Origin of the sequence: Providencia sp. PROV150 (assembly GCF_028481025.1) — a bacterium.
GTDB lineage: Bacteria > Pseudomonadota > Gammaproteobacteria > Enterobacterales > Enterobacteriaceae > Providencia > Providencia hangzhouensis.
Genome location: NZ_JAMPPJ010000004.1, coordinates 141,463 through 159,170 on the forward strand (window position 1 = coordinate 141,463; position 17,708 = coordinate 159,170).

Sequence of the window (17,708 nt, forward strand, 5' to 3'; positions counted from 1 at the left end):
TGAGTAATGCGCACATTTTGCCTCTATCAGCTCGATAAAAAAAGCAATTAAAGTGAAATAATGCAATTTCAGATAAGGCTTTACCTAACATTACAATTAGCCATATTGGTATATGGCTAATTGTTTTAAAGTATAGTTACTGGGCGAATGTAATCAAACCGATACTTTCCATCCAATGAGTGATTGGTACTAGCCAGAGCTCTACCCCTAATAACCCGACAATAGTCATTACGATGGTATATGGAAGAGCCATCCAAACCATACGACCGTAGGATAAACGGATTAGTGGAGATAACGCTGAGGTTAATAAGAATAAGAAAGCAGCTTGCCCATTAGGTGTTGCAACAGAAGGCAGGTTAGTACCTGTATTAATTGCTACGGCTAAGAATTGGTATTGTTCCATTGATACCAAACCTTCATTCGCTGCTTTTAAGGCTTCAGTAATGTAAACAGTCCCTACGAATACGTTATCTGATACGGCAGAGAGTAGGCCATTAAATAGATAGAATAATGATAATTGTGACGACTCAGAGGATTGCAGCACAAACTGAATAAATGGGGTGAATAGTTGTTGGTCAATGATTACGGCTACAATACTAAAGAAGACAGTTAATAATGCGGTAAAGGGTAACGCTTCCTCGAAGGCTTTCCCCAACGCATGTTCTTCTGTGATACCACAAAATGCGGTCGTTAGCACGATAACAGAAAGACCAATAAGGCCAACTTCCGCTAAATGGAAAGCAAGAGCAACGATTAACCACACGCCAATTAAGCCCTGAACGACTAACTGTGCAAGATCTCTTTTGGTACGTTTAGCCGTCAGTTTTTTATCGTGCTCAGTCAAAATTTGACGTACAGAGTCAGGAAGCTCAGCACCGTAACCAAATAGCTTGAACTTTTCAACAACAAAACAGACAACCAAGCCACAAATAAAAACAGGTATGGTCACAGGAGCCATACGAATATAAAAAGTAATGAAGTCCCAATTAACATGCTTTGCAATGATAAGGTTTTGTGGTTCACCAACCATGGTCATGACACCACCAAGCGCGGTACCAATACCGGCATGCATCATTAAGCTACGTAAAAATGCCCTAAATTGCTCAAGGGTTTGCTTTTGCTCCGCACTATTAATGAAACCATCATTTTGTAGGTCAGTGTTGCTGGGCTGGTTAGAGGCATATTGGTGATAGATAGAATAAAAGCCAATTGAGACGCTAATGACGACGGCAATAACGGTTAATGCGTCTAAAAATGCGGATAAAAATGCACTTGCCATACAAAAAGCAAGGGAAAGAATGCGTTTAGAGCGCACGTTTATCAACAGTTTGGTGAAAACAAATAACAGTAATTGCTTCATGAAGTAGATACCAGCTACCATAAAAATCAGTAACAGGATGACTTCAAGGTTATTGCTAATTTCATGTGAAATTTGGGCAGGGGTGGTCATACCAATAATAACGGCTTCTATGGCTAAAAGACCACCTGGCTGCAATGGGTAACATTTAAGAGCCATTGCTAATGTGAATATGAATTCAACAACTAATAGCCAGCCTGCGACGAAGGGGCTGATGAAGTAAAAGATAATAGGGTTAATTATTAAAAATACAATAATTGCTAATTTGTACCAATCAGGCGAATTTCCCAGGAAATTTTTCAAAAAAGCAGTTTTTAAACTAAAATCCATTATGATTCGTTATCCTCTTTTATGCGGATGTCGTGTATTGTGCTATACATACTACTCTTATCTTTTGCGGATTTTAAGCTTATTTGCTAATTGAGAGCTTATGAATTATATGGAAATTCTATGATTTGCCTCACTCTTTATTTTTAGTCTAACTATATCAGACGATGACAATCTGGTATGATTTGCCCAATATCCGTCTAAATGTTTGGAATAATAAAAATATGGTTATTAAAGCTCAAAGTCCGGCTGGTTTCGCGGAAGAGTATATTATTGAGAGCATATGGAACAACCGCTTTCCACCAGGTTCAATTTTACCCGCAGAGCGTGAGCTTTCGGAATTAATTGGTGTGACACGAACAACCTTACGTGAAGTGTTACAGCGCTTGGCTCGGGACGGTTGGCTAACCATTCAGCATGGTAAACCAACTAAAGTGAATAACTATTGGGAAACGTCTGGTCTAAATATTTTGGAGACATTGGCTAGGCTAGATCACGATAGGGTGCCCCAGCTAATCGATAATTTATTGGCAGTACGTACCAATATCGCTGCTATTTTTATCCGTACAGCCTTTCGAAATAACCCCGAGAAATCAATAGAAGTATTAGCTGAGCGGGAAAAGGTTGAAGATAATTCAGATGCATTTAGTGATTTGGATTATAACATTTTCCGTGGTCTTGCATTTGCATCCGGTAACCCGATCTATGGCTTGATTATTAACGGCTTAAAAGGGCTTTATACCCGTGTTGGTCGCTATTATTTTTCGAACCCAGAAGCTAGGCGTTTAGCGTTAAATTTCTATCAACAATTAAGCCATCTTTGCCGTGAACAAGCCTATGACCGTATTATGGATTGTGTGCGTAATTATGGGAAAGAAAGTGGAATAATTTGGCATAGTATGCAAAGCAATATGCCTTCAGATTTAGCTCAAAGTCGCTAATTAATTAGTAGTTAAACACTTAAGGCCAGCATGTTGCATTGAATCTGCATGCTGGTTTTTTTATCGTTAATGATTGACAGTTTTTAGTCACATAGCCACCGAATACGAAAATGAAGCGGAAAAACCAATTTTTATTGGTTTTTTGAAATTTAATACTGACAAAACCCCTCGAATTGGTTTAATAAAATAAACATATTTTATTGGGCGCATCACTTGAATCGATAGAAAACTCTGAATTAACAAAATAGATAAATTGCCATTATTTTATCCAATTGAATTATAAGAATTTAAATTCATGCTGAAATTTTAGTCTAGTATTTAATATCGACATGTAAAACAAATGTGATGAAATTTAAATTTTTTAACTTTATTGTTAAAAGTGTTAATCCACCACATTGGCAAATAATTTCTAGAATATTATCCTAAAATAAATGATGCATATTTTTATTTTGCGGGGAAGCTATGAAAATTCTAGTGTTAGGTGCGGGAGTGATCGGTGTAACAACAGCATGGTATTTAGCACAAGAAGGGCACGAAGTGCTGGTGGTGGATAGACAACATGATGTAGCAGAGGAAACAAGCGCAGCAAATGCAGGGCAAGTATCCCCTGGCTATGCAACCCCATGGGGGGCTCCTGGTATCCCCCTTAAAGCCGTGAAATGGATGTTTGAAAAACATGCGCCCTTGGCAATACGTCCAGATGGTACGTTATTTCAACTGCGTTGGATGTGGCAGATGCTAAAAAACTGCGATATCCAACATTATGCGATGAATAAAAGCCGTATGGTGCGCATTGCAGAATATAGCCGTGATTGTATTCGCCAATTAAGAGTGGATACAGGCATTGAATATGAAGCTCGCCAAGGTGGCACCTTACAGCTTTTTCGTACGGCAGAGCAGTTTGATAATGCAGCGAATGATATTGCGGTCTTACAGCAAGAAGGTGTTCCATACGAATTATTGACGTCTAATGAATTAGTTAAAGCGGAACCTGCGTTAGAGTTTGTCAAGCACAAGCTTACTGGGGGGTTGCGATTACCCAATGATGAAACAGGGGATTGCCAGCAATTCACCAAAAAACTGGCTAAAATGGCGAAAAATGCAGGAGTCCAATTCAAATTTGGTAGCCGGATTGAACAGATTTTAACCGAAGGTAACAAGGTTAGCGGCGTTAAAATTGATGGTGAAATTTTGCAAGCGGACCGATATGTAGTAGCGATGGGCTCTTATTCCACCTCAATGCTACAACGTCTGGTTCAAATTCCGGTTTATCCACTCAAAGGCTATTCATTGACAATGCCAATTATAGATGAACAGCGTGCCCCAATGTCTACTATCTTGGATGAAACATACAAAATTGCAGTAACGCGGTTTGACAAGCGCATTCGTGTCGGTGGAATGGCTGAAGTCGTTGGGTTTAATTTGAATATCCTGAAAAAACGCTGCGAAACATTAAAAATGGTGGTACAAGATTTATATCAAGGCGGTGGTGATATTGCACAAGCGCAATTTTGGACGGGGCTGCGCCCAATGACACCGGATGGTACCCCAATAGTTGGGCCGACTGCATACAGTAATTTATATTTAAATACAGGGCATGGGACGCTGGGCTGGACAATGGCTTGTGGTGCAGGAAAACTGCTAGCAGATTTAATTTCAGGGAACACACCAGAGATAGCGTCTGATGATTTATCGGTATTTAGGTACCTTGATGGCTTTAATACCAAACTGGTTACTCATGGTGATTTAACTCCAGCACGTTAAGCGTTTGATGTTTTGGCATCATTGTAATTTTAGAATTAATTAAATGTACTAAGGAATTAAAATGCCGCGCCCTATAAGTGCTGTTATTCATCTACAAAATTTACAACATAATTTGGCTATTGTACGGCAACATGTTGGAAACTCGAAAATTTGGTCAGTCATGAAAGCAGACGGTTATGGTCACGGTATCAAGCAGATTTGGCCTGCATTAAAAGAAACGGATGGTTTTGGGGTATTGGATTTTGATGAGGCCATTTTATTGCGAAAAGAAGGGTGGAAAGGGCCAATTCTGTTGTTAGAAGGTTTCTTCCAGCCACAAGACTTACAATTGATTGACCAGTATAATTTAACAACCAGCGTTCATAGTGAGTGGCAATTGTTTGCTATTGAAAATGCACAATTATCATCACCTATTTCAGTCTATATAAAACTAAATAGCGGCATGAATCGATTAGGTTTTTCACCGAGCGAATACGAAAGTGTGGTACAACGGTTATCTAAAATGCCGAATGTACGCAGTTTAACGTTAATGAGTCACTTTGCTAATTCAGATACCAAAACGGGCATTACTGAACCTTTTCAACAAATCCAGCAATTTGAACACTTATCTTTAGAAACCTGCATCGCAAATTCAGGGGCAACACTGTGGCATAAACACACACAATATGATTGGATTCGTACAGGTATTTTGCTGTATGGCGCTTCTCCAAGTGGAAAGTCTACTGATATATCTGGGTTGGGCTTGAAGGCGGCGATGACCTTACAGTCAGAAGTGATCGCTATCCATGAAATTCCAGCAGGTCAATCAATTGGTTATGGTAGCCGGTTTACATCGACTAAACCTATGCGTATTGCGACAGTAGCGTGTGGTTATGCAGATGGCTACCCTAGACATGCTGCCAATAGAACGCCTGTATGGTGCAAAGGAAAGCGTTGTGCGCTACTGGGGGCTGTTTCAATGGATATGCTGACAATTGATATCAGTGACTGTGGCGATGTTAAGCTTGGTGAGCGAGTGGAGTTATGGGGGCAAAACTTACCGGTTGATGAGGTTGCACAAGCTGCGGGGACAATTGGTTATGAGCTACTTTGTGCGCTAGCAAAAAGAGTTCCTGTTTCTTATGAAAATAAAGTAGAATAAATATTAATCAGTCACGCTAAAAACAGTTAAAATTTAGCTTTAAATGTGATTTCGATTAAGCATATTGGGATTATAGCTATATTGTTATAACATATAGCTGTGATCTATTTCTCATTATTTTTAGGTTGAATATATGTCAAAAGCAATTAAATTAACGACACTTGCGGTGGCTTTGAGTGTGTTATCTGGGGCCGCCTTTGCAGGAACTTGGTCAGTTGGTGGTTCAGTATTAGCTCAGTCAACACCTTATAAAGGGATTAAGAGCCGTGACTATGTCACGCCAGTGCCTATTGTTAATTATGATAGTGAGAATTTCTATTTTCATACATTAGCAGCTGGTTATTATTTATGGAATGATACACAAGACCAGTTATCATTGGATGCTTATTATTACCCACAATTTTTTAAACCTAAAGACAATGATGATAAAGCAATGCGTGAATTAGACCGTCGCCGTGATACGGTGATGACTGGTCTGACTTATCGTCATAAAGCTGATTGGGGGACACTAAGAACGAATATTTCTGGTGATATCTTAGGTATCAGTAATGGTATTCGTGGTGAGTTTGCCTACCTGTATGGCTTTGAAGGTGACAAATGGTCAATCACTCCGGGCCTTGGTATTAAATGGGATAGTAAGAACCAAAACCGTTATGAATATGGCGTGTCTTCAAAAGAATCACGTAATAGCGGTTTAAAACGTTATAACCCAGGTTCAAGTTGGACACCATACATTGAAGTGACAGGAAATTACCGCTTTGATGAAAATTGGACGGTATTCGCAATGGGCCGTGTTGACCGACTGCCAAGTGAAGTGAAAGATAGCCCAATGGTAAATAAAGATGTTTCCGCCATTATGTGGACAGGTGTCACTTACACATTCTAAGTTTGTGATAGAAAATTAAATTAATTAGCCCCTGATATTCTTACAATTATCAGGGGCTAATTTTATCTATCTAGTTATCTATCTAGAAAATTTATATTCTTAGAATGGATAATTAATCTTGCGGCTTATTATCGCGACTGACCATCACTAAAGAAAGACGAGCAGGGTGTTGTGCTTCACTTTTCATCGGGACGTTGATCCTTGCCGTTTCTACACAAACCATTTGTTTGTACCCATTATTTGGCATGTCATCCATGCTACATGATAATTCTGCCCAAGGGTTCCAACAGACAACATCACTATTATGGTAATGGTGAATTTCTATTGTACGTGCCCAGCCATCATCACGTAATAAGCTGTATTCTTCCGGTTCTGAATAAATACGATCGGTGTGCTTATTAAATTTGAGTGGCTCATTCACATAAGCTTCTTTATCTGCGACTTTATCGAAGTAGTGGCCGCCTAACCCATAGACGGTGGCTTTTTGGATATCACTGATATTGAAATAACTATGCAATGCGGCAGTCGTTTCGAAATCTCCATAACTTTCTAATTCAAGTTCACATGTTTCCCCAAGTTTCATACGTAAGATCAGGGTGAACTCATGGGGCCATAATTTACGGGTATAGTCGGTATCCGTTAACGTGAAGGTTAAAATAACACCATCTTCATGTTCATTATGTGCGGTGAATTGCCAAGGTAAAATTCGTGCAAAACCATGACTAGGACTGGCAACAGGACCGAACCAAGGCCAACAAATAGGAATGCCACCGCGAATAGCAACGCCTTCTTTAAAGGCACTTTCTGAACTTAGCCATAAGCAAGGTTTTTGCCCCGCGGGTTGCCAATCAATAAGTTGAGCGCCTTGTAAACTGACAGCACCACGTACTTTGGGATGTGAAATAACAATAAGTGGGAGCTCATCGAGTTGGCGTTGAGTAATGTAAGCAGAGACTTGTTTAATGACTGGTAGTGCAAAAAGTTTGTCGTGCATGGTATTAGGCCTGTGTTCATTCACTTAAATTATTTAGAAGTTCCTATGTGGCATACTTAAAGCCGCAGTGAATCGTATTCGTTCTAAAATAAGTCATGTTTATAGCGTATCCAATAGATGATCAACCATAAGCGATATTGCAGAAAATATGAAGTGTTAATTTGTTATTGGATACGATACAAAAGAGCCGCCAAATTGGCGGCTCAGTTAGACAGATTACATTACAGCTCTTATTTAGAGATGTGAGCGATCAGGTCTAAAACTTTGTTAGAGTAACCCGTTTCGTTGTCATACCAAGAAACTAATTTAACAAAGTTGTCGTTCAGTGCGATACCTGCTTTAGCATCAAATACTGAAGTCAGTTTTTCACCGTTGAAGTCAGTTGATACAACGTCATCTTCAGTGTAACCCAGAACGCCTTTCAGTTCGCCTGCAGCTGCTTCTTTGATAGCATCACAGATTTGAGCATAAGTTGCTGGTTTTTCTAAACGAACAGTTAAATCAACAACTGATACGTTAGGAGTAGGTACACGGAAAGACATACCAGTCAGTTTACCGTTCAGCTCAGGGATAACTTTACCTACGGCTTTAGCAGCACCGGTTGATGAAGGGATGATGTTTTGAGCAGCACCACGACCACCACGCCAGTCTTTATGTGAAGGACCATCAACAGTTTTTTGTGTTGCAGTTGTTGCGTGAACTGTTGTCATCAGACCTTCAACGATACCGAACTTGTCATTGATAACTTTAGCCAGTGGAGCTAAGCAGTTAGTTGTACAAGATGCGTTAGAAACGATTTCTTGACCTGCGTAAGCTTTGTGGTTAACGCCCATAACGAACATAGGAGTATCATCTTTAGAAGGGCCAGTCAGAACAACTTTCTTAGCGCCAGCTTGGATGTGTTTACGTGCAGTTTCATCAGTTAAGAAGATACCTGTTGCTTCAGCAACGACGTCAACACCGACTTCGTTCCATTTCAGGTTTGCAGGATCTTTTTCTGCTGTTACACGGATTTTTTTGCCGTTTACAACTAGGTGACCATCTTTAACTTCAACAGTACCGTTGAAACGACCATGAGTTGAGTCGTATTTCAGCATGTATGCCATGTATTCTGCATCGAGCAGGTCGTTGATAGCAACGATTTCGATGTCAGAACGCTCTTGTGCAGCACGGAAAACGATACGGCCAATACGACCAAAACCATTAATACCTACTTTGATAGTCATAGTATTTCCACCAGCTATTTATTCGTGAATTAAGTTGTAGTTAAAGTTACCAAAACCTTGCCAGCCGTCAAGCGGAATCGTGTCAATTATTGAAAAAAATCAATTCTGATACCACCAATTGCTTATTTGTCAGCCACTTCAGCGGCAAATACAGCCGCACGTATTATCGGGATTGTACGGCATAATGAAACCATCTATCAGTGATATATGTGATACGGTTCACAAATCAAAACGGAAAGTAAGATGCTTCTTAGTTTAGAATAGTTTTACAGAAAATGTTGTTAATTTTTTGTTGATTGAAATTGATGTATGATAACCATCAACCACTTTAGTTATTTAAATATTTAGGTATGACATGTCAAGTAAAGATAAACAACCTATTGATATTTCAGAATTAAATGAGATGCAGCGTTACGTTACACAGCAAGCGGGTACCGAGCCGCCATTTAGTGGCCAATTATTGCATAACCGTAAAGAAGGTGTGTACGAGTGCTTATGCTGTGGTTCACCTTTATTTATGTCTGAGACCAAATTTGATGCAGGTTGTGGGTGGCCAAGTTTTTACCAACCCGTCAATGAAGAGGCAATCAAATACATTGAGGATTTCTCTCATGGGATGCACCGCATTGAAGTTCGCTGTCAACACTGTAATGCGCATTTAGGGCATGTGTTTCCAGATGGTCCTCAGCCTACTGGTCAGCGTTACTGCATTAATTCAGCATCATTAAGCTTTATTGATGACGATAGCGGTGAAAAGACGCGTGGATAAATAGCTGAAGCGTGCTGAAACCATTTTTTTTAGAATGACAAAAACGATTCAGCTATTGGCTGAAATCAAGAATAATAAAATAATGAGTGAATTATGTATTTGAAGGAGCTTTACCGTGAGCGTTGAAGTCAGTCCTGAGCAACTTGAACAATTATTAGCAGTGATGACCCCTGAAATTTATGAACGCCTTGTGACCGCTGTTGAGCTCGGTAAATGGCCAGATGGTGTGATGTTAACGCCAGAACAAAAAGAACATAGCTTACAAATGGTATTATTGTGGCAGTCACGGCATAACCATGACCCTGAGCATATGACGGTAGGGACTAATGGTGAAATTACGATGAAGAGCAAGCAAGAGCTAAAAACGTTGTTTCAAGGTGAGATGTTAGCAACATTAAAACCGCAAAATAATGATGAATAACGGTTGCTCTAGAGAATAGCTTGTTGATTCAATATGATGCTGCATAGTGACAGTGTCACTAAAACAAGTTTTCTCAATTACTAGATTTTCAATTATTACATGAGAAAACTTGTCCATAAAACATGTCCTAATGCAGGTCGGTTAATGTAATTAACCTCGCACCTTGATTTTGCATTTCGACTAAAGCTTCTTGGCTGTCATTGGCCCCGAGATTGACGCCTCTACACCCATCGACTAAAACATCTACGGTATAACCTAATTTTAACGCATCTAACACAGTAAATTTGACACAGTAATCCGTCGCAATTCCCATAATAATTAAATGCGAAATATGGTGTTCTTGTAGCCACGTATGTAGGCGCGTTTGGCTAATTTTATCATTATCAAAAAAGGCACTATAGCTATCAACCTGGGGGTTTTCCCCTTTGGTAAAAATTGCACTAATAAGCGATTGATTTAAATTTTTGTGTAATTCAGCGCCATGTTCATCTTGTACGCAATGAATAGGCCACCAAACTTGTGTAATACCATTTAGCTCACCGACTTCGCCAATTTGAGTATTTGAATTGGCCGCGAAACTAAGGTGTGTCGCAGGGTGCCAATCTTGGCTTGCAATGATGTCTATCTGTTTTTGTTGGCAAATATCCATCGCTTTATTAGCAACATCAATAACATGTTCGCTTTCATTTACTGCTAATGTGCCACCCGTGCAAAAATCGTTTTGTAAATCGACTAACAGTAATGCTGCTTTCATTATATCCTCAGTATGTTATCTGTTATTCATCAGCATAGCTCAACTCGCCGCGTAAATTATTCTGCATTAACTCACGGATTAACGCAGGGGTATAATTTTGACTCAGTAAGTAGTGCAATTTACTTAAGGCGGCTTCAAAAGTCATGTCATATCCACTTATCACACCCGCTTCTGCAAGTGCGTGTCCTGTAGCGTAGCCTTCCATATTAACACGGCCAGAAATACATTGTGTCAGGTTCACCACAATAATCCCTCGGTTCGTTGCTTCACGGAGTATGCGAAGTAATTCAGGCTGCTGAGGGGCATTACCGACACCGTAAGAGCGCAATATTAGCGCTTTAACGGGTTGTTGGAGAATGTTGCGTACAATTTCAATTGATAGCCCTGGATAAAGTGTCACAACGCCGATAGGTTGAGGTGTAATTCGGTGACTTTTAAATTCACCTATACCAATAGGCGCAGGGCACGTATTAAATGAGCGAATATGAATGCCAGCTTCCATTAATGGCGAACAGTTAGGTGAACTGAAAGCATCAAAGCCATCTGCATGGGCCTTAACAGTGCGGTTACCGCGATATAATTTATTATTGAAAAATAATCCCACTTCATTAATGGGGTAGTTTGCTGCTAAATATAATGCATTTAGTAGATTAGTTTGCCCATCAGAACGTAATGCTTCTAAAGGGATTTGTGACCCTGTCACTATTACGGGTTTTTTCAAGTTTTCAAACATGAAAGATAACGCTGAGGCGGTGAAAGCCATCGTGTCAGTGCCATGTAATATGACAAACCCATCATAAAGTGGATAGTTCTCACGTATATCATCAGCGATAAGTTGCCAGTCTTCAGGAGTGATATCAGATGAATCAATTAAAGGCTGATGTTCACGGATCGTAAACTCAGGCATTTCAGGGCGGTGAAACTCGGGCATCTGAGCTAACTGAGCTTGCAAATGGCCGGAAACAGGAATATATCCCTGTGGTGAATGGCGCATGCCAATTGTTCCACCAGTGTAAACAACATAAATTGATTTCTTCTGCATCTTATTACCTAATTTATCCAACTTATCGAAGGAGAGTGATTATCAGGATTTTGACGTATTTGTTAGCGTATTACTATCGTTAACTTGCGAATAGTTAGATTGATATGAGGTTATTGATGGGTTTGTGAGAGAAATCCCCTTCATTGAATCTGAAGGGGATTTAGCGATTAGTTAATTTCCGCGCAATTTAAACAAAAAGCATAGCGGTTTTGTGGGTCATTCATTTTTAAGAAAAATTGCGCTTGTTGGCGGATATCCGTCGCGACTGCTGGTGGTAAAAATACGTGTAGCACATCCGGCATGGCGGCTTGAACGTTTGTCGTTAATTCAAGTAACAATTGATCCATAAAGGTCAACTCAGGCTTCATCCAATCTAACTTAACGTCAGTGAGTTTAGCGAGCTCAGCAGCTTTATCTACGGCATTATCAAAATCACCTAGTTGGTCTACAAGACCATTTTTAAGCGCGTCTTGCCCAATCCATACACGGCCTTGAGCGATTTGGTCTATCTCTGCTGGTGTTTTATGGCGAGATTTAGCCACTAAGCCAATAAATGTCTCATAGCCATTCTCAATGGTAATTTGCATCATGTCAGCAAATTGTGGGCTGATCCCTTTAGTCAAAGAAATATCGGCTAATGGCGACGTTGATACGCCATCAGTATATACCCCTATAGAATCTAAAGATTTTTCAAAGGTATTAATTACGCCAAATATACCAATCGAACCAGTCAGCGTGTTTGGACTGGCAATGATATAGTCCGCTGGAGTTGAGACCCAATACCCCCCAGATGCAGCCATTCCCCCCATAGATACAACAACAGGTTTACCTGCAGCATGAGCAGAAGCCAGTTCACTGCGGATCAAATCAGAAGCGCTTACGCTACCACCTGGGCTGTTAACGCGCAAAACTATCGCTTTAATATTATCATCAAGGCGAGCGTCACGAATTTGTGCTGCGATGGTATCGCCTCCTGCAATCCCAGCCGTTTGTGGGCCATCCATGATAGCACCTTGAACGACAATCACGGCGATATTGCCACTTTGATTAGCATTGGTATCTGCTATTTTAGTGGAATAATCATAGATACTAATATTATTGAATTGTTTATCTTCTTTATTCCAGCCAAAGTGTTTACTGAGTAAATCTTCAACTTGTTCGTTAGTATAAAGTTTATCAACCAATTTTTGTTTTAACGCGTATTGTGCGCTATCGCCTTTGACTGAGCGTAATTTCTCTAAAATAGCATCAGCCCCAGGAAAAATTTGTGTGCTGGTCGTATTGCGGTTTTTGGCGATTTCTGTGAGGTAATTGTTCCAAAGGGCATCCAGCCACTGTTTATTGGCTAAACGTGCTTCAGGGGACATCTCATCACGCATTAATGGCTCAACCGCTGATTTATAGGTACCAACACGGAAAATATGGCTACTAACTTTAAGTTTTTCTAACAGTGACTTGTAGTAGAGTCCATTCGTTGCAAAGCCATATACCCCAACCGCACCTTGCGGTGTGAGGTAAATTTCATCAGCGTAACTGGCGAGGTAGTATTGCGACTGATTATAACTGTTACCAATGGCGTAAACCTGTTTCCCTGAACTTTTAAATTCATTGATTGCTTTACCGATATAAGCTAGAGAGGGCTGATCGGCTCCAGCTAAATCATCTAGGCGTAATACCATCCCTGTAATGCGATCATCATTTGCAGCGGTACGGATGGTATCAACGATGTCGAATAGTGAATTTTCTTGCATTCGGCTGTTTGAGGTACCAAGTAATTCACGGCTCATACGACCAAATGGGTCTGGAGTAGAGACTTGGTCTACGATAACCCCCTGTAAATCCACATACAAAGCACCAAAATAATTTTTTTCGGGTTGAGTCTCTGTCTGATAAAGAGCAATCGACCCAATAACAACAAAAAATAATACTAAGAAAATGGCGTTGAAAACGAATTCCCTAATAAAGTTCAGTGCTCGCCAGCTAATTCTAAAAATGGTAGCGATGATGTCCCATAGTTGACGCATGTTTTCTCCTATCCTGCATATTCTGCACCACAAGGGTGTTGGCTTCATTTTTTTGCCGTTGACTTATGGCACAAACTATTTTTGGATATTACATAAATAGTTCTTTCTACAGTTGGGTTACTTCAGCCTGTAGCACGAATTAACAACAATATACTCAAAAGCAAATCTGTTACCCGATCACCACATCGAACACTTGATATCTTAGTTGTATCAATACAATTAGTTGCAATAGCGGGCTATTTTTATGCATAACAAAATTATGATACGCAAGGTACAATGCTTCAATGATATTTTTCACATGTGACAAATGATACAATTCAATGAATTTATAACGTAATTTTACCTAACGAATAACTGTTATTGTTGTATTAGTGTAAGCGATTTTCCTTTAAGCTTAAACAATAGATAGCGTGGGTATAATTATCTAATTGAATGATTATCATATCAGTTTACTCTTAAACGGAGACAAATATGGATGCTTTGACCCTTTTGTTGAACCGCCGTTCAGCTTCAAGACTTACAACACCAGCACCGCAAGGCGAAGAACTCGACAATATACTTGCTGCGGGGATGAGAGCACCTGATCACGGTGCTTTGAAGCCGTGGCATTTTGTTGTTATGCAAAATGAGGGGATTAAACGCTTCAGTGAGCTATTGGAAAAAGCGGCAATTGAAGGGCAATTAGGCGCAGAGGTACAAGAAAAAGCCCGTAATGCCCCTTTTCGTGCCCCATTAATTATTACTGTGATCGCTAAATTAAAAGATCATCCGAAAATACCACAATGGGAACAATTAGTTGCTGCGAGCTGTACGGTACAAGCAATGCAGATGGCAGCAGTAGCTCAAGGTTTTGGCGGTATATGGCGCTCAGGTTCATGGACAGAAGATGCTGTGGTTCGTGCTGGATTAGGTTGTGGAGATAATGACCGCATTGTTGGGTTCCTTTATTTAGGAACTCCAGAGCTTAAAGCGCCAGTAAAAGTACAAGCTCCTGATATGACAGGCTATGTATCTCACTTCTAAAGAGAATAATAATGACTGAAAAAATTAGATTAACTCAATATAGTCATGGTGCTGGTTGCGGTTGTAAAATTGCACCGAAAGTATTAGAGCAAATTCTGCACACAGAGCAAGCAAAATTTCATGATCCACATTTGTTAGTTGGTAATGAAACTAAAGATGATGCGGCTGTTTATGATTTAGGTAATGGAATAGGCATCATCAGCACAACAGACTTTTTCATGCCGATCGTTGACTCCCCATTTGAATTTGGTCGTATTGCAGCAACCAACGCGATTAGCGATATTTTTGCAATGGGTGGTAAGCCAATTATGGCCATTGCTATTTTAGGCTGGCCAATTGCGAAGTTACCACCGGAAGTGGCTCGTGAGGTGATTGAAGGTGGACGAGCAGCTTGTGCTGATGCTGGTATCTCGTTAGCTGGTGGCCATTCTATTGATGCACCTGAGCCTATTTTTGGTTTGGCGGTTACGGGTGTTGTGAATACGGAGTATGTGAAGAAAAATAGTGCCGCAACAGCGGGGTGCGAATTGTTTTTGACAAAACCGCTTGGAATTGGTGTTTTGACAACAGCAGAGAAAAAAGGGGTACTTGCGCCGGAACATCAACACTTAGCGGCAGAAACCATGTGTCAAATGAATAAGCTAGGTGCGGTGGTTGCGCCTTTAGATGGTGTGACGGCAATGACTGACGTGACAGGTTTCGGTTTATTAGGTCATTTAAGTGAGATTTGCGAAGGGTCTAAAGTTCGTGCTGAAATCTCCTTTAGTAAAGTTCCTAAATTAGCCAATGTCGAAAAATATATTGAAGCAGGTTGTGTTCCTGGGGGAACCACTCGTAACTTTGACAGTTATGGGCACCTTATTGGCCCTATGAGTGATATGCAGCGTCAACTACTGTGTGATCCTCAAACTTCTGGCGGCTTACTTATTGCAGTAAAACCTTCCGAAGTCTCTAAAATTAAAGAGATTGCACAGCAGCAAGGTGTTTTGTTACAGTCTATCGGTAAATTATTACCCCATCAGGATAATGTTCCTTTAGTTGAAGTGATAGATTAATTTATGCGTTTGTTTATTGCGGAAAAACCGAGCCTTGCAAGGGCCATTGCAGATGTATTACCAAAGCCCCATAAACGAGGTGATGGTTTTATTCAATGTGGTGATGGCCAAACTGTAACATGGTGTATTGGCCATCTTTTAGAGCAGGCGGAACCCGATGCTTATGAACCTCGGTATGCACGATGGAATCTTCAGGATTTGCCAATTATCCCTGATAAGTGGCAATTGAAGCCCCGTCCCGCAGTAACTAAACAATTAAAAACTATTGAAACATTACTGAAGCAAGCCTCAATAGTTGTCCATGCAGGAGACCCCGATAGAGAAGGTCAATTGCTGGTGGACGAAGTGCTTGACTTTTTAAAGCTCGACCCTGAAAAACGTAGAGAAGTAAAACGTTGTTTAATCAATGACCTTAACCCACAAGCCGTTGAGCGGGCAATTGAGCGTTTGAGAGAAAATCGTGAGTTTATTCCTCTTTGTGTCTCTGCCTTAGCAAGAGCACGGGCAGATTGGTTGTATGGCATCAATATGACCCGTGCTTATACGTTATTAGGGCAACGAGGAGGCTATCAAGGCGTTCTTTCTGTAGGGCGGGTACAAACTCCGGTATTGGGGTTAGTTGTTAGGCGCGACGAAGAAATAGAAAACTTTGTACCTAAAGACTATTTTGAGGTTAAAGCTCATATTGTTACGCCAAAGGATGAGCGCTTTGTAGCGATATGGCAGCCAAGCGACTCCTGTATTGACTATCAGGATGAAGAAGGGCGTTTATTCCATCGACCGCTTGCAGAGCATGTGGTATCGCGTATTGAGGGCAAACCTGCCATAGTGACGCAATATCAGGACAAGCGCGAATCAGAAATTGCACCGTTGCCTTTCTCTTTATCTTCTTTGCAGATTGAAGCTGCCAAAAAATATGCGTTGAGCGCTCAAGAAGTATTGGACATTTGCCAACGTTTATATGAAACACATAAGTTGATTACTTATCCACGTTCAGATAGCCGTTATTTACCGGATGAACATTTTGCAGGGAGACACAGTGTCTTGAATGCAATTGCGGTGCATCAACCAGACCTCACTGAATTTGAATTGCCTGAGCTGGATAAAAAGAACCGGTGCTGGGATGATAAAAAAGTCGATGCTCACCATGCCATTATCCCAACAGCAAAAACGGCAGCAGTAAAGTTAACTGAAAATGAAAGTAAAATTTACCAATTGATTGCGCGTCAATATATTATTCAGTTTATGCCCGATGCGGTTTACCGTAAGTGTACAATTGATCTAGAAATTGAAAAGGGTAAATTTATCGCAAAAGCTCGATTTCTTGCTGAAGCAGGTTGGCGAGTCGTATTGGGTAATAAAGAGCGCGATGCTGAAAACGATGGTATGCCACTGCCAGTTGTGAGTAAGAATGATGAGTTGTTATGTGAAAAAGGGGAAGTGGTTGAACGGCAAACGCAGCCTCCACGTCCTTTTACGGATGCAACGTTATTATCAGCAATGACTGGGATCGCTCGTTTTGTGCAAGATAAAGCATTAAAAAAAGTATTGCGAGAAACGGATGGGCTTGGTACAGAAGCGACTAGAGCCGGTATTATTGACTTACTATTCAAACGCCAATTTCTCTACAAAAAAGGGCGTTATATTCATTCCTCGCCTGCGGGAAGAGCTCTAATTCATGTTTTACCCGATATGGCAACATTACCAGATATGACAGCCCATTGGGAGTCAGTATTAACCCAAATTAGTGAAAAACAATCACGTTATGATGATTTTATGCATCCACTAAGCCAAACGCTAATGCAATTAATTCACCATGCACGTCAGTTTACAAATTTGAGGGCATTTCGAGAACTACCCGCTCCATCAGTAAAAACGGGGAAAAAACCAGTAAAAGCGGGTAAGAAAACAAAAAAGAAACAGGATTAGTTGAGTCTGGTAAACCAATAAAAGGCGCTTAAGGCGCCTTTTTGCATTATGACAA

Annotated in this window: 15 protein-coding genes; 9 read left to right on the forward strand and 6 right to left on the reverse strand. The window is 40.5% G+C overall.

Features of this window, described 5'->3' with window-relative positions:
* Positions 1-136: 136 nt before the first annotated feature.
* A complete protein-coding gene (gene nhaB, locus PSE83_RS04675; RefSeq protein ID WP_004254031.1) occupies positions 137-1,687 on the reverse strand; it encodes a sodium/proton antiporter NhaB in 1,551 nt (516 codons plus the stop codon).
* Positions 1,688-1,908: 221 nt separating this feature from the next.
* On the opposite strand from nhaB, the gene fadR reads away from it, so the two are divergent.
* The 4 genes from fadR to PSE83_RS04695 all read left to right on the forward strand — a co-directional run bounded on the left by fadR (position 1,909) and on the right by PSE83_RS04695 (position 6,416).
* A complete protein-coding gene (gene fadR, locus PSE83_RS04680) occupies positions 1,909-2,625 on the forward strand; it encodes a fatty acid metabolism transcriptional regulator FadR (protein ID WP_094960513.1) in 717 nt (238 codons plus the stop codon).
* Positions 2,626-3,087: 462 nt separating this feature from the next.
* A complete protein-coding gene (locus PSE83_RS04685) occupies positions 3,088-4,389 on the forward strand; it encodes a D-amino acid dehydrogenase (protein WP_004254035.1) in 1,302 nt (433 codons plus the stop codon).
* A 61-nt stretch (positions 4,390-4,450) separates the two neighbouring features.
* Entirely contained in the window at positions 4,451-5,530 is a 1,080-nt protein-coding gene (gene alr / locus PSE83_RS04690) for an alanine racemase (RefSeq protein ID WP_272660681.1), read from the forward strand.
* Positions 5,531-5,663: 133 nt separating this feature from the next.
* Positions 5,664-6,416 (forward strand): MipA/OmpV family protein, encoded by a 753-nt coding sequence (locus PSE83_RS04695; protein ID WP_004254041.1) that lies wholly within the window; start codon positions 5,664-5,666, stop codon positions 6,414-6,416.
* Positions 6,417-6,528: 112 nt separating this feature from the next.
* On the opposite strand, the gene PSE83_RS04700 is transcribed toward PSE83_RS04695, so the two are convergent.
* Both PSE83_RS04700 and gapA read right to left on the reverse strand, forming a co-directional pair.
* The gene (locus tag PSE83_RS04700) at positions 6,529-7,410 is read right to left on the reverse strand and encodes a D-hexose-6-phosphate mutarotase (protein WP_004254046.1); all 882 of its coding nucleotides are present in this window, start codon (positions 7,408-7,410) and stop codon (positions 6,529-6,531) included.
* Between the two features lie 230 nt (positions 7,411-7,640).
* Positions 7,641-8,636, reverse strand: a complete 996-nt coding sequence (gene gapA / locus PSE83_RS04705; RefSeq protein ID WP_004254049.1) for a glyceraldehyde-3-phosphate dehydrogenase — start codon at positions 8,634-8,636, stop codon at positions 7,641-7,643.
* A gap of 355 nt (positions 8,637-8,991) precedes the next feature.
* Here gapA and msrB point away from each other — a divergent pair, with 355 nt between their 5' ends.
* Both msrB and PSE83_RS04715 read left to right on the forward strand, forming a co-directional pair.
* Positions 8,992-9,405, forward strand: a complete 414-nt coding sequence (gene msrB, locus PSE83_RS04710; protein WP_004254053.1) for a peptide-methionine (R)-S-oxide reductase MsrB — start codon at positions 8,992-8,994, stop codon at positions 9,403-9,405.
* Positions 9,406-9,520: 115 nt separating this feature from the next.
* The gene (locus tag PSE83_RS04715) at positions 9,521-9,826 is read left to right on the forward strand and encodes a YeaC family protein (RefSeq protein WP_004254056.1); all 306 of its coding nucleotides are present in this window, start codon (positions 9,521-9,523) and stop codon (positions 9,824-9,826) included.
* Between the two features lie 127 nt (positions 9,827-9,953).
* Here the strand turns inward: PSE83_RS04715 and pncA are convergent, their stop codons facing one another.
* The 3 genes from pncA to sppA all read right to left on the reverse strand — a co-directional run bounded on the left by pncA (position 9,954) and on the right by sppA (position 13,646).
* Positions 9,954-10,580 carry a bifunctional nicotinamidase/pyrazinamidase gene (gene pncA / locus PSE83_RS04720; RefSeq protein ID WP_272660682.1) on the reverse strand — a complete coding sequence of 209 codons (627 nt, stop codon included), beginning with the start codon at positions 10,578-10,580 and terminating at the stop codon, positions 9,954-9,956.
* Between the two features lie 22 nt (positions 10,581-10,602).
* On the reverse strand, positions 10,603-11,622 hold the full coding sequence (ansA, locus tag PSE83_RS04725; RefSeq protein WP_004254063.1) for an asparaginase: 1,020 nt from the start codon (positions 11,620-11,622) through the stop codon (positions 10,603-10,605).
* A 167-nt stretch (positions 11,623-11,789) separates the two neighbouring features.
* Positions 11,790-13,646 carry a signal peptide peptidase SppA gene (gene sppA, locus PSE83_RS04730; protein ID WP_004254068.1) on the reverse strand — a complete coding sequence of 619 codons (1,857 nt, stop codon included), beginning with the start codon at positions 13,644-13,646 and terminating at the stop codon, positions 11,790-11,792.
* 471 nt (positions 13,647-14,117) lie between these two features.
* On the opposite strand from sppA, the gene PSE83_RS04735 reads away from it, so the two are divergent.
* From PSE83_RS04735 to PSE83_RS04745, 3 genes are read left to right on the forward strand one after another with little or no spacing between them, the layout of a single operon-like run.
* The gene (locus PSE83_RS04735) at positions 14,118-14,669 is read left to right on the forward strand and encodes an NAD(P)H nitroreductase (protein ID WP_004254072.1); all 552 of its coding nucleotides are present in this window, start codon (positions 14,118-14,120) and stop codon (positions 14,667-14,669) included.
* An 11-nt stretch (positions 14,670-14,680) separates the two neighbouring features.
* Entirely contained in the window at positions 14,681-15,724 is a 1,044-nt protein-coding gene (selD, locus tag PSE83_RS04740) for a selenide, water dikinase SelD (RefSeq protein ID WP_004254077.1), read from the forward strand.
* A 3-nt stretch (positions 15,725-15,727) separates the two neighbouring features.
* On the forward strand, positions 15,728-17,653 hold the full coding sequence (locus tag PSE83_RS04745) for a DNA topoisomerase III (RefSeq protein ID WP_004254081.1): 1,926 nt from the start codon (positions 15,728-15,730) through the stop codon (positions 17,651-17,653).
* Positions 17,654-17,708 lie beyond the last annotated feature (55 nt).